This is a genomic window from uncultured Allobosea sp., assembly GCF_945956895.1.
In the GTDB taxonomy this organism is placed as follows: Bacteria; Pseudomonadota; Alphaproteobacteria; order Rhizobiales; family Beijerinckiaceae; genus Allobosea.
This window is the reverse complement of the sequence record NZ_CAMFJF010000036.1, coordinates 19,954-32,914: the sequence shown is the minus strand read 5'-3', so window position 1 is coordinate 32,914 and position 12,961 is coordinate 19,954. Positions and strand designations below refer to the sequence as shown.

General features: G+C 67.3%; 12 protein-coding genes and 1 pseudogene. 3 read left to right on the top strand and 10 right to left on the bottom strand.

Going from position 1 to position 12,961, the window contains the following annotated elements:
- A pseudogene (locus tag Q0Q02_RS17045) lies at positions 1-921 on the top strand (cephalosporin acylase I); the annotation flags it as partial.
- A 178-nt stretch (positions 922-1,099) separates the two neighbouring features.
- The gene (locus Q0Q02_RS17040) at positions 1,100-2,065 is read left to right on the top strand and encodes a 2-hydroxyacid dehydrogenase (protein WP_293811055.1); all 966 of its coding nucleotides are present in this window, start codon (positions 1,100-1,102) and stop codon (positions 2,063-2,065) included.
- A 113-nt stretch (positions 2,066-2,178) separates the two neighbouring features.
- Here the strand turns inward: Q0Q02_RS17040 and Q0Q02_RS17035 are convergent, their stop codons facing one another.
- The 6 genes from Q0Q02_RS17035 to pobA all read right to left on the bottom strand — a co-directional run bounded on the left by Q0Q02_RS17035 (position 2,179) and on the right by pobA (position 8,177).
- Complete coding sequence (locus Q0Q02_RS17035) at positions 2,179-2,895, bottom strand: ABC transporter ATP-binding protein (protein WP_293811053.1); 717 nt, start codon at positions 2,893-2,895, stop codon at positions 2,179-2,181.
- Entirely contained in the window at positions 2,882-3,640 is a 759-nt protein-coding gene (locus Q0Q02_RS17030; RefSeq protein ID WP_293811051.1) for an ABC transporter ATP-binding protein, read from the bottom strand. Before Q0Q02_RS17030 ends, Q0Q02_RS17035 begins: the two co-directional genes overlap by 14 nt.
- A complete protein-coding gene (locus Q0Q02_RS17025) occupies positions 3,637-4,614 on the bottom strand; it encodes a branched-chain amino acid ABC transporter permease (protein ID WP_293811049.1) in 978 nt (325 codons plus the stop codon). Before Q0Q02_RS17025 ends, Q0Q02_RS17030 begins: the two co-directional genes overlap by 4 nt.
- Positions 4,615-4,633: 19 nt before the next feature.
- Positions 4,634-5,497, bottom strand: a complete 864-nt coding sequence (locus tag Q0Q02_RS17020) for a branched-chain amino acid ABC transporter permease (protein ID WP_293811048.1) — start codon at positions 5,495-5,497, stop codon at positions 4,634-4,636.
- Positions 5,498-5,671: 174 nt separating this feature from the next.
- Positions 5,672-6,865 carry an ABC transporter substrate-binding protein gene (locus tag Q0Q02_RS17015; RefSeq protein ID WP_293811046.1) on the bottom strand — a complete coding sequence of 398 codons (1,194 nt, stop codon included), beginning with the start codon at positions 6,863-6,865 and terminating at the stop codon, positions 5,672-5,674.
- 139 nt (positions 6,866-7,004) lie between these two features.
- Positions 7,005-8,177, bottom strand: a complete 1,173-nt coding sequence (gene pobA, locus Q0Q02_RS17010; protein ID WP_293811044.1) for a 4-hydroxybenzoate 3-monooxygenase — start codon at positions 8,175-8,177, stop codon at positions 7,005-7,007.
- 130 nt (positions 8,178-8,307) lie between these two features.
- Between pobA and Q0Q02_RS17005 the strand changes: the two genes are divergently transcribed.
- Positions 8,308-9,183, top strand: coding sequence for a helix-turn-helix domain-containing protein (locus Q0Q02_RS17005; RefSeq protein ID WP_293811042.1), 876 nt, complete (start codon positions 8,308-8,310; stop codon positions 9,181-9,183).
- A gap of 3 nt (positions 9,184-9,186) precedes the next feature.
- Here Q0Q02_RS17005 and pcaD read toward each other — a convergent pair whose 3' ends face one another.
- From pcaD to Q0Q02_RS16980, 4 genes are read right to left on the bottom strand one after another with little or no spacing between them, the layout of a single operon-like run.
- Entirely contained in the window at positions 9,187-10,368 is a 1,182-nt protein-coding gene (gene pcaD, locus Q0Q02_RS23830) for a 3-oxoadipate enol-lactonase (RefSeq protein ID WP_367275039.1), read from the bottom strand.
- Between the two features lie 10 nt (positions 10,369-10,378).
- A complete protein-coding gene (locus tag Q0Q02_RS16990) occupies positions 10,379-11,476 on the bottom strand; it encodes a lyase family protein (RefSeq protein ID WP_293811040.1) in 1,098 nt (365 codons plus the stop codon).
- 38 nt (positions 11,477-11,514) lie between these two features.
- Positions 11,515-12,177: a 3-oxoacid CoA-transferase subunit B gene (locus Q0Q02_RS16985; RefSeq protein ID WP_293811039.1), complete on the bottom strand. Its 663-nt coding sequence runs from the start codon at positions 12,175-12,177 to the stop codon at positions 11,515-11,517.
- Complete coding sequence (locus tag Q0Q02_RS16980) at positions 12,177-12,887, bottom strand: CoA transferase subunit A (protein ID WP_293811038.1); 711 nt, start codon at positions 12,885-12,887, stop codon at positions 12,177-12,179. Before Q0Q02_RS16980 ends, Q0Q02_RS16985 begins: the two co-directional genes overlap by 1 nt.
- Positions 12,888-12,961 lie beyond the last annotated feature (74 nt).

Here is a 12,961-nt window from a genome sequence, read left to right as displayed (position 1 = left end):
ATCGAGTTGCGCGAGCCGATCCGCGGCTCCTATCGCGGCTACGAGATCATCGGCCCGCCGCCGCCCTCGTCCTCCGGCGTGCACATCACGCAGATGCTCAACATCCTCGAAGGTTACGATATCGGCTCGCTCGGCTTCGGCTCGACCGATGCCGTGCATCTGCTCGCGGAGGCCTTGAAGATCGCCTTCGCCGACCGCGCCGTGGCGACGGCCGATCCGGCCTTCGTCAAGGTTCCCGTCGAGAAGCTGATCGACAAGGCCTATGCCGACGAGCGCCGCGCCCTGATCGAGATGGGGCAGGCGAAGAGCTGGACGGCCGGGCTTTCCGGCGGTGAATCCGCTGACACCACCCATGTCACCGTGGCGGACGCCATGGGCAATGTCGTCAGCGCGACGCAGACGATCAACGGGCTGTTCGGCGCCTGTGTACAGATCCCCGGCACGGGGATGATCGCCAACAACTACATGTTCAACTTCGACCCGCATCCGGGCCGCGCGCTCTCGATCGCGCCGGGCAAGCGGGTCTTCACCTCGATGGCGCCGATGATGGCGGTGAAGAACGGCCGGCTCGCCTTCGCGCTGGGCCTGCCTGGCGCCTTGCGCATCTTCCCCTCGGCCCTGCAGGCGATCGTCAACCTGATCGATCACCGCATGAGCCTGCAGGAAGCCGTCGAGGCGCCGCGCGTCTGGACCGAGGGCGGCGTGCTCGAACTCGAGGAAGCCATCCCCGAGTCCGTCGCGCAGGCGCTGATCGCGCGCGGCCACAAGGTCGTGCGTTCGCCCCGCGTCGCCGGCGGCATGAACGCCATCGCCTTCAATCCCGACGGCACCTTGACCGGCGCCGCCTGCTGGCGCGCAGACGGCACGCCCGTCGCCATTTCCGGCGGGCTCGCCCGCGCCGGTGCCCGCTTTACCATCTAAGTCTTCGTATGTTCCTCCCGAGCCTCCATCGTCATCCCGGGCAGCGCAGCGCAACCCCGGGATCCATCGTAGAGCGCAGCGCCCTTCGATGGATCCCGGAGCGCCGCCGCTTCGCGGCTTGTCCGGGATGACGGCGCTACATCTGCTTTCTCATAACTGACACCTGGTGGACCATCCCATGCCCGAGACCATCTGCCTCCTCGACATGACCACGCCCGAACGGGCCGACCGCCTGCGCGAATTCCTGCCGGATGGCTTCGTGCTGACCCACGGCACGGCTCGCGGCGACGAGCACATGAAAGAGATCATCGCCGAGGCCGATTACGCGATTTCCGGCCAGGTCGGCGTCTCCGGCGACGTTTTGCGCGCCGCCAAGAAGCTGAAGCTCCTGCATAAATGGGGCGTCGGCTACGACAATATCGATATCGAGACGGCGAAGAAGCTCGGCATCAAGGTCGCGCGCACGACCGGCTCCAATGCGGTCGCCGTCTCCGAATTCGCGATTGGCCTGACGATCTCGACGCTCCGCCTGATCGCCTATGGCAATGCCGAACTGAAGAAGGGCCACTGGCGCACGGGCCAGTTGCCGTCGGACACCTATACGCTCTCCGGCAAGACGGTCGGCATCGTCGGCCTGGGCGCGATCGGCAAGAATGTCGCCAAGCTGCTGAAGGGCTTCGGCTGCACCATCCTCTACAGCAAGCGCACGCCGCTCGATGCCGCCGAGGAGGCGGCGCTCGGCGTCAAGCATGCCTCGATGGAGGAGATCCTGACCCAGGCCGATGTCGTCTCGCTGCATTGCCCGCTGACGCCGGAAACCAAGGATCTGATCGACATCGCGGCGCTCAGGACGATGAAGAAGACGGCCGTGCTGATCAATGTCGCGCGCGGCGGCGTGGTCAACGAGGCCGATCTCGTCACGGCGCTCAGGGCGAAGGAGATCGCCGGCGCGGCGATGGATGTCTACGAGATCGAGCCGCTTCCGGCGGACAGCGAGCTGATTACTCTCGACAATCTCGTCACCACGCCGCATCTCGCCGCCATGGCCTCCGACAATTTCGCGCCGGTGGTGAAGCGCATGTTCGCAAACATGCAGCATGTCTCACGCGGCGAGCCGGTGCCGCCGCTCGATCTGGTGGTGTGAGGTTCATTCGTCATTGCGAGGAGCGAAGCGACGAAGCAATCCAGGAGACGTAGCGCTCTGCCGCCCCTGGATTGCTTCGCTGCGCTCGCAATGACGAGGAAAACTGCGCAGGCTCAGTGCAGCCCGCCGACGCCGATATAGCGTTCGAGCACGTTGGCATCGGCGCGCAGAGCGTCGGGCTTGCCCGACCAGACGATCCGGCCGCGTTCGAGGATGATGACGTCGTCGGCGAAGGCGAGCGCGCTTTCCAGCCGCTGCTCGACGAAGAGGATGGTCATCGCGCCGCTGGCGGCGAGGCGGCCGAAAGCCTCCATCAGCATGTCGCAGATCACCGGCGCCAGCCCTTCCAGCGGCTCGTCGAGCAGCAGCACGGCGGGCTGCCCGAGGATGGTGCGGGCCGTCGCCAGCATCTGCTGCTCGCCGCCGGAGAGCTGGGAGCCGAGATTGCGGCGGCGCTCCTGCAGGCGCGGAAACAGCGCATAGGCTTCCTCGATCGCGGTCCGTGGGCGGCCCTTCAATCCGGCGAAGAGATTCTCCTCCACCGTCAGCCCCTTGAAGATCTCGCGGGTCTGCGGGACGAGGCCGATGCCGCCATGGGCGCGGGCCGCCGTGCCGAGCGCGGTGACGTCCTGCCCGCCAAGGCTGATGCTGCCGGCATAGCGGCGGGTCAGCCCCATCAGGCTCGCCATCAGCGTGGTCTTGCCCATGCCGTTGCGGCCGAGAATCGAGAGGCGCCCGCCGGCCGGCACCGCGAAGGAAACATCCTCCAGCACATGGGTCTGGCCGTAGCCGGCGCTCAGATTGCGGACGTCGAGCTCAGCTGCCGGCATGGGCATAGCTCCCGAGATAGGCTTCGCGGACCTTGGGGTCTTTGGCGACCTCGGCAGGCAGGCCCTGGAAGATCAGCTCGCCCGCCGCCAGCACGACGACGCGCTTGGCGAAGCGGAAGACGAGGTCCATGTCGTGTTCGATCATCAGCACGGCGAGCGAGGCGGGCAGGCGGGCCAAGGCCTCCTCGATGCGTGGGGTATCGCTGGAGGGCACGCCGGCAGCCGGTTCATCGAGCAGCAGTACCTTGGGGCGCTGGGCCAATGCGATGGCAATCTCCAGCAGGCGCTGCTGGCCATAGGCGATCGTCGCGACCTTGCGGCGGGCGACCTCGGTCAGGCCGAGCGTCGCGAGGATTTCAGCCGCTTCGTCTGTTGCTTCGGAATCGCCGTGGAAGCGGGCGAGGATGCGCGTCGCCCGGCCGAGGCGCTGCAGGATGGTCATCACGATATGCTCTTCCGGCGTCATGTCCGGGAAGAGGCGGGTGACCTGGAAGGTGCGGACGAGGCCGCGCCGGACGCGCTTGACGGCACCCAGCCCTGTGATGTCCTCGCCGGCGAGATGGACGCTGCCCGCGCTCGGCGGGATGCGCCCGGTAACGAGATTGACGAAGGTGGTCTTGCCGGCGCCGTTCGGGCCGATCAGGGCGAGGCGTTCGCCCTCGTTCATCGCGAGCGAGATGTCGCGGCTGACCTTGAGGCCGCCGAATTCCTTGGAGAGATGCGAGACCTCGAAGACCGCGCTCATCGGCCGGCCCCCCAGCGATCACGGGTCAGCAGGCGGGCGAGCTCGTCCAGCGTGCCGGAGAGCCCACGCGGGGCGAAGAGCACGATGGCGATCAGCACGGCGCCGACCAGCGTCATCCAGTGGAACGGGTTGATCGCGGCGACGACGTGCTCGAGCGCCATGAAGATCACCGTGCCGATCAGCGCGCCGTAGAGGTGGCCGATGCCGCCGAGCACGAGCATGACCAGCGCATTGGCCGAGATCTCGAAGCTCACGCTGTCGAGGCCGACGACCTGCGTCGCGATGGCCGCGAGCGCGCCGCCCATGCCGGCGACCGCGCCGGAGATGACGAACATCTTGAGCAGGACGGGGAAGGCATAGATGCCGAGCGCGCTGATCCGCAGCGGGTCCTCCTTCAGGCCGCGGCAGACCATGCCGAAAGGCGAGCGCGTGACGAAACGCAAGACGGCGAAGACGATGAGCAGCAGGCCGAGGCCGAAGAGATAGGCGCTGCGACCCCAGAGGTCGAACTCGAAGATACCGAAGAGAGGGGCCGGGCTCATGCCGGAGAGGCCGTCGCTGCCGCCGGTGATCGACGAGGCCTTGTTGGCGGCCTCATGCAGGAGCTGGACGATGGCGATCGAGAGCACGAGCTGCGGCAGGCCGTGGGCGCGCAGCATGATCGCGCCCATGAGGATACCCATGACCGCGCCCGCCGCGGCTCCGATCAGAATGAGCAGGACGGGGTCGGTGATCCCGTGCACGCAGGCTATACCGGCGGCATAGGCGCCGGCCCCATAGAGCGCGCCCTGGCCGAGCGAGGCGATGCCGCAATAGCCGACGATCAGGTCGAGCGAGAGCACGAGCAGCGCGACCGAGATCACGCGGGTGAGGAAAGCGAGATTGTCGGGAAAGAGCCAGTAGCCGGCGAGGCCGGCGAGCGCGATCAGGGCGAGGCCGAGGAGGTCGCGGCCGAGCGTGCGTCCCGGGGGCATGGGCGTCGCGGGTGCCATGCTACTGCGCCCGTCCCATCAGGCCGCGCGGGAAGGCGCAGACCACCAGGATCACCGCGAGATAGAAGAAGAAATTGCCGAAATCCGGCACGAGATAGCGCGCGGTGACGTCGATGGCGCTGAGGAGCAGGCAGGCCGCGAGTGCGCCGGGGATCGAGCCTGCCCCGCCGACCGAGACGACGACGAGGAAGGTCACCATGTAGCGCAGCGCGTAATAGGGCTCGATCGGCAGGAATTCGGCGCCGACCACGCCGCCGAAGGCCGCGAGCCCGATCGCCAGCGCGAAGCTCGCGGCATAGATGATCTCGGTGCGGATGCCGAGCGTTCGGGCCATCGGCGCATTCTCGACCGCCGCGCGCAGGTGGATGCCGAAGCCGGTGCGCTCGATCAGGAACCAGAGGCCGCCGGCGACGACGAGGCCGCTCGCGATCACGAAGAGCCGGTGGCCGGCGATGCTGCGGAAGCCGAGATCGACCGAGCGGGCAAGCTCCGCCGGCAGGGGAATCGTTTTCAGCGTCGGGCCGAAGAAGTAGTTGGTGATGCCGATCACGCAGAAGGTGATGCCGATCGTCATCAAGACCTGCGAGAGTTCGCTGCGGTCATAGATGCGGCGATAGAGCAGGCGCTCCAGCGGCACGGCGATGATAACCGTGCCGATCATGGCCAGCACGATGCCGAACCCGTAACCGAGGCCGAGATCGCGCGCGGCAAAGGAGGCGATGTAGCCGCCGATCATGGCGAAGGCGCCGTGGGCGAGATTCACCACCCGCATCAGGCCCATGGTCAGCGACAGGCCGATGCAGATGATGAAGAGCGCCATGCCATAGGCCAGCGCGTCCATGGCGATGCTCAGCGCGGTCTGCATGCTCGCGGGCCTTCTGCTGCTCAGGCGTGTCGTATGCGGAGAGAACCACCATCGTCATTCCGGACAAGCGGCGAAGCCGCGTCGATCCGGAATCCATCATAAGGCTCAGCGCTCTACGATGGATTCCGGGTCAAGCCCGGAATGACGGGGCGTTTCCGGCGGGAAACGACGCTGTTACTTCGTCAGGCCGGAATCCTTCTGCTCCGGCACGCCGGCGATCTCCTTGTTGATCCAGCGGCCCTGCGCATCCTTTGCGACTTCGCGCAGATAGATCGTTTGGGTGATGTGGCGGGTCTCCGGATCGATCTTGACCGGGCCGCGCGGGCTTTCCCAGCCGAGGCCCTTCACCGCCTCGACCGCCTTCTCGGCGTCCTGCTTGCCCGCGGTGGCCGCGATCATCTTGGAGATCACGAACATCCCGTCATAGGCGCCGACCGCGGGGAAGGAAACGAGGTCGGGCGCGCCGATCGCCTTTTCGGCGGCGGCGACGAAGCGCTTGTTGATCTCGGAATCATGCGAGACCGCGTAGTGGAACGAGGTGATCAGGCCGGCAGCCGCTTCGCCCAAGGCCGGCAGGTCCGATTCCTGGGTCAGGTCGCCCGGCGCGAAGAGCTTGACGCCCGCCTTCTTCAGGCCGGTATCGCTGAAGGCCTTGACGAAGCCGAGCGTCGGCGGGCCGGAAGGCAGGAAGGCGAAGACGCCCTCGGCCCCGGCATCGCGGATGCGCTGCATGATCGGGCTGAACTCGGTGGTGTTGAGCGGGATGCGGATCGCTTCCTTGACCTCGCCGCCGGCCGCCTCGATCGCCTTCTTGAAGGCGCCCTCGGCATCGACGCCAGGGCCGTAATCGCTGACGATCGAGACGAACTTCTTGACGCCGCGCTCCACCGCCGCCTTGCCGAGCGGCGTCGTGGTCTGGGACAGGGTGAAGGAGGTGCGCACCACCAGCGGCGAAGAGGTCATGATCGCCGAGGTCGCGGCGTTGAAGATCACCAGCGGAACATTGCCCTGCTTCAGCAGCGGGGTGATCGCCATCGCGTCCGGCGTGAAATAGACGCCGCCGAGATATTGCACCTTGTCGCGGACGATCAGCTCCTGCGCCAGCGCGCGGGCCTGCTGCGGATTGGCGGTCGGCAGGTCGCGATAGACCAGCTCGATATCGTGGCCTGCGACACTCTTGCCGTTCTGCGCCAGCCAGGCCTCGGCGCCGGCCTGGAAGTTCTTGCCCTGCAGGGCGAAGGGGCCGGAGAACGGCCCGATGATGCCGACCTTGATCGTGTCCGCCATGGCGGAAGCGCCGAGCGTGAGCGCTCCGGCCAGCGCCAGTGCGCCCGCCGGCAGCAATCTGTTCAGGAAACCCTTGGTCATTCCATCTCCTCCCGATCCTGCCTGCGATCCCGCAAACGCCTTGCGAGGATCGAAGCTCTAGCTGCTCGGGCCGGTCGCCGCCATGGCGCCGTGCCTCTTGTTCTCACCAACGCAATTTTCTGCCGCGAGGACAATGCCCTCAATAAGGCAGGCCGACATAGTTCTCGGCGACGGCCGTTGCCGCTGCGCGCGAATGAACGAGATAATCGAACTCGGCCTCCTGGATGCGCCGGTCGAAGCCGTCCCGCTCCGGGAAGCGATGCAGCAGGTTGGTCATCCACCAGGAGAAGCGTTCGGCCTTCCAGACGCGGGCGAGCGCGCGGGCGGAATAGCCGTCGAGCCCGGCATTCGAGCCGTCGCGATAATGCTCGCGGAAGGCGTCGAAGAGATAGCGGATGTCGCTGGCGGCGAGGTTGAGGCCCTTGGCGCCGGTCGGCGGCACGATATGGGCGGCGTCTCCCGCGAGGAAAAGCCGGCCGAAGCGCATGGGCTCGGCCACGAAAGAGCGCAGCGGCGCAATGCTCTTCTCCAGCGAGGGGCCGGTCTGCACGGCACCGGCGACCTCCGCCGGCAGGCGGCGACGCAATTCGTCGAAGAAGGCGTCGTCGGACCAGTCCTCGACCTTTTCGCCCAAGGGAACCTGGACATAGTAGCGGCTGCGCCCGGCCGAACGCATCGAGCAGAGCGCAAAGCCGCGCTCGTGATTGGCGTAGACTAGCTCATGCGCGGCCGGCGGCTTGTCGACCAGCAGGCCGAGCCAGCCGAAGGGATAGACGCGCTCGAAGGTCTGGAGGGAGCGTGCGGGGACCGAAGCGCGCGCGATGCCGTGATAGCCGTCGCAGCCGGCGATGAAATCGCAGTGCAGCTCCTTTTCCTGCCCGTTCGTCCGGAAGGTCACGCGCGGCGCGGGGCCGTCGAAGTGATGCAGCGCGACATTCTCGGCCTCGTAGACAGTCGGGCGGCCGAGGGCCTGGCGAGCCTCGATCAGGTCGCGCGTGACCTCGGTCTGGCCGTAGACGGTGACCGTCTTGCCGCCGCTGAGTTTCTTGAGGTCGAGGCGGTGGAGCGCGTCGTTGAAGGCGAGGGAGAAGCCGTCATGGACCAGGCCCTCGTGGTCCAGACGCCCGCCGACGCCGGCTTCGTGCAGGAGATCGACCATGCCCTGTTCGAGCACGCCGGCACGGATGCGCGAGAGCACATAATCGGCACTGCGCCGCTCGAGAATGACGTTGTCGATGCCGGCACGCGACAGGAGCTGCCCGAGCAGCAATCCCGCGGGTCCGGCGCCGATGATGGCGACCTGCGTCCGCATTGTTCTTCTTGCCTCCCGCGAGGCGACGGTTTGCACCGTTCGATCCGCATGCGGAAGTTAAACCCTGATGTCCGATTGACGGAATGGAGGAAACGCGCAGTGTCTTGGACGAATCGATCTTGAGGTCGACATGCCCGCAACCATCGTCCCCGCCTATTGGCTCTATGGCGAGCGCCTGGTTGAGCGCTTTCCCGATGCGCTGCATATCGAGCCTATCGTCGCGCGCAGCTCGCTGCATGGCTGGACGATCCAGCCACACATGCATCACGACCTGTTTCAGTTCTTCCTGGTCACACGGGGCGGAGGCCGTACGCGCGTCGACGGGCGCGACCATCGCCTCGCGCCGGGCGCGACTCTTCTGCTGCCGCCATCGACCATCCATGAATTCGCCTTCCTGGAGGGGACCGACGGCTTCGTCGCCAGCGCGGCTGCGACCTCATTGAAGCGCCTGTTCGACAGCGAGCCGGAGGCACGCGCGCTGCTGGGGACGCCGGCCGTTCTGCCGATGACTGCGCAAAGCCAGGAAACGGCAACGCTGGAAGGCTTGATGCAGCTCGCGATGCGCGAATTCGCGGCGAACCAGTCGGCTCGCGAGTTCTCGCTCGCGGCCTATGCCGATCTCATCGCCTCCTGGTTCGTGCGGGCGATGCGCGGCGCGAAGGCGCAGGGCGAGCCGGCCAAGGACCCGCGGGCGGGGCTCGTCCGCCGTTTCGTCGAACGGGTCGAGGCACGCTTTCAGCATCACGATTCGCTCGATGACCATGCGCGCGAACTCGGCGTTTCCGTGCCGCATCTCTCGCGCTCCTGCCGCGAACTGCTCGGCCGTTCCGCCGCTCGGGTCATCCAGGACCGTTTGATGATCGAGGCGCGGCGGGACCTCGTCTACACCGCGATGTCGATCTCGCAGATCTCGTTCCGGCTCGGCTTTTCCGATCCGGCCTATTTCTCGCGCTTCTTCACCAAGCGGGCGGGCGTGTCGCCTTCGGACTATCGGGCCAAGGCGTGAGGCTCAGCCGGTGGCCTCGATCTCTTTCATCACGGCGGCGGCCTCGGCGAAGGCGGTGTTGCCGGCGGGCACGCCGGCATAGATCGCCGTCTGCATCAGCACCTCCTTGAGGTCGTCGCGGGTGAAGCCGCCGCGCGTCAGTCCGGCGCGGACGTGCAGGCGGAATTCCTCCCAGCGGCCAAGGCTCGCGGTGATCGCCAGCACAAGCAGGCGGCGCGTGCGGTCGTCGAGGCCGGGCCGGCTCCAGATCTCCTGCCAGGCGATGCGTGTGATCATAGCCTGGAATTCGGCGTTGAAGGGTGTGCGATTGGCGAGCGAGCGGTCGACCCAGGCGTCGCCGAGCACGCGGCGGCGGTTCTTGAGCCCGGCTTCGAACAAGGTCTCGGCCGCATCGGTTGTGTCTGTTCCCGGCGCGAGGAAGGCGCGCAGGGCGCCGGCCAGCGCTGCGGGGGCTTCGAGCGGCGCGAGATGGCCGCAATCGAGTCGCTCCAGTGCAGCACCGGGGATCGCGGCGACGAGATTCTCGCCATGGCCTGCGAAAGGGGTGGAAGCGTCGCGTTCACCGACGACGACCAGCGTCGGGCAGGTGAGGCCGGGGATGCGGCCGATCAGCTCCATGTCGCGGATGGCGGCGCCGGCCCCAGCATAGCCTTCGCTGTTCATGGCGACGAGGTTGCGCCGGACGCTCTCGGCGATTGCCGGCTGGCCGGACGTGAATGCAGGGGACAGGAAGCGTTGCATGGCGAGATCGGCGATTGCCGCCGTGCCCCCAGTGCGGACTTTGGTGATCCGGTCCTGCCAGGCCGCCTTGTCCATGGTGGCGGAGGTACAGATCAGCGCCAGCGCCGAGACGCGCTCTGGCCGGGCGAGGGCCAGCTCCATCGCGATCATGCCGCCGAGCGAGACGCCGGCCACCGCTGCCCGCGCGATGCCGGCCGCGTCCATGACGGCGGCGACGTCGCCGGCGAGCATGGACAAGCTGTAATCGCCGTCGGGGGCATCGGAGGCGCCGTGGCCGCGCGTGTCGATCCGCAAGGTCCGGAAGGACGCGAGCAGGGCGGGCATGGCCGCGTCCCACAAGCCGAGATCGGTGCCGATCGAGTTCAGCAGGACGAGCGCCGGCTTGTCGTCGGTGCCTTCCAGCTTCCAGTAGATGCGGGCGCCGTTGCTCGTCGCGAAAGGCATCTTGCGTTCCTCAGTCGTCCTGCGTGAGCAGCGCGGCGACCAGGGCTGCGCTTTCGCCGATATCGTTGCCAAGGCCGGCCGCCGCGAGATTGCGGGCGATGGCAGCCTCGTCGATCTCCAGCCCTTCCGCGACCGTCGCCATGGCGTCGGCCGCGCCGGCTGCGAGCAGGAAGAGATCGGCCAGCGTCGGGCCTTCCGCCTGCCAGCCGCCGAGGCCGCGTTCCTGCTCCGCGGGCAGACCGGCAAGAATGCCGGCGACGAGGCCTGGCGCGCGCAGGCTGGCGGAGAGCGCGACCTGGCAGCCCGTGGGATTGCGCTTATGGGCCATGGCAGAGGAACCGCCGCGGCCGGGAATGGCGGGTTCGCGGGCCTCGCCGATGCCGCTTTGAGCGAGAAGCGAGATGTCGCACGCCATCTTGCCGAGTGCGCCGATGGCGATGGCGAGCGCCGCGGCGATGCCGGCGATGCCGCCACGGCGGGCATGCCATGGTGGCGCATCGGGTAGTCCGAGTGCGGCGGCGAGACGGGCGGAAACGGTTGCCGCCTTGCCGTCGAGGCCGGCACGCGAGCCGGCAGCTCCGCCGAATTGCAGTGTCGCACCTGCTTCGACTTCGCGGTGCAGGCGGTTGGCGGCTTCCGCCACACCGGCTTGCCAATGCGCGATGCGCAGGCCGAAGCTGATGGGCAGCGCATCCTGCAACAAGGTTCGACCGATAGTCGGGGTTGCGGCGTGGCGCCGGGCGAGGGCGGCAAGCGCCGTCGTGATGCGGGTCAGGTCGGCGTCGAGCAGGCTGCTCGCGGCTCGGATCTGGCAGGCCAGGATGGTGTCGGCGACATCCTGGCTGGTGGCGCCTTTGTGCAGGGCTTTAGCTGTCTCGCCGCTTAGGGCAGCACGCAGGCGCGCCACCAACGGGATCGCCAGCGTGCCGGCGAGCGCCGCTTCCTCCGCCAGTTCGGCGGTGTCGATCATGATCGACGCGCAAAGCGCCGCGATGGCTTCGGCCGCTTCCGCGCCGATCAGGCCCTCGGCCGCCTCGGCGCGGGCCAGTTCCGCCTCGAAGGCGAGGGCATGACGCAGAGTGGCCGCGTCCGAGAACGCGGCCAGCATGGCTGGGGTCGTCGCCGGCCTTGCGCGAAGGAGGCCGCTCACGCGGCCTTTGCGAGGCTTGGCGCGACGGTGAAGGCCGCTGCCGTCTTCGCCTTGATCTCGTCCAGCGTGACGCCCGGCGCGATCTCGACCAGGGTCAGCCCGCCGCCATTGGCCTTGTCGCAGGTCATCACGCAAAGGTCGGTGATGATCATGTCGACGACGCCCGCGCCGGTCAGCGGCAGCGAGCAGCGCTCCAACACCTTGGATTCGCCGGCCTTGTTGGCGTGATCCATCACGACGATGACCTTCTTCACGCCAGCGACGAGGTCCATCGCGCCGCCCATGCCCTTCACCATCTTGCCGGGGATCGTCCAGTTGGCGATGTCGCCATTGGCCGCCACTTCCATGGCGCCGAGGATGGTCAGGTCGATATGGCCGCCGCGGATCATCGCGAACGAGTCGGCCGAGGAGAAGAAGCTCGAGCTCGGCAGGATCGTGATCGTCTGCTTGCCGGCATTGATCAGGTCGGGATCGGCCTCGCCCTCATAGGGGAAGGGGCCGATGCCGAGCAGGCCGTTCTCGGATTGCAGGGTGACGTCGACGCCCTCGGGGATGTAGTTCGCCACGAGCGTCGGGATACCGATGCCGAGATTGACGTAGAAGCCGTCCTTGAGCTCCTTGGCCGCGCGGGCGGCGACCTCTTCGCGGGTCCAGGCCATCAGGCTGCCTCCCTCTTGCGCTCGGTCAGCTTCTCGATGCGCTTCTCGTTGATCGTGCTCTTGATGACGCGGTCGACATAGATGCCGGGCGTGTGGATCGCTTCGGGGTCGAGCGAACCGACCGGGACGATCTCCTCGACCTCGGCGACCGTCACCTTGCCGGCGGTCGCCATGTTCGGATTGAAGTTCCGCGCGGTCTTCCGATAGACGAGGTTGCCGGCGGCATCGGCCTTCCAGGCCTTGACGATGGCGACATCGGCGCGCAGCCAGGTCTCGCGGACATAGAGCTGGCCTTCGAACTCCTCGACCGGCTTGCCTTCGGCCACGACCGTGCCGACGCCGGTCTTCGTATAGAAGGCCGGGATGCCGGCGCCGCCGGCGCGGATGCGCTCGGCCAGCGTGCCCTGCGGGTTCAGCTCCAGCTCCAGCTCGCCGGCGAGATATTGCTGCTCGAACAGCTTGTTCTCGCCGACATAGGACGCGATCATCTTCTTCACCTGCCGGCTCTGCAGCAGCATCCACAGGCCGAAGCCGTCGGCGCCGGCATTGTTCGAGATCACGGTGATGTTCTTCACGCCGGAATCGCGGATCTGCGGGATCAGGCTCTCGGGATTGCCAGACAGGCCGAAGCCGCCCGACATGATCGTCATCCCGTCGAACAGCAGCCCTTCGAGCGCAGCCGCAGGGCTCTCGTAAATCTTACCTGTCATCATTCCTCCCAAGGCGCGGCCTGCTGCCGCGACATGCATTCTCGCCGGGACGGGCGGCCCGCCCCGGAGCTTCC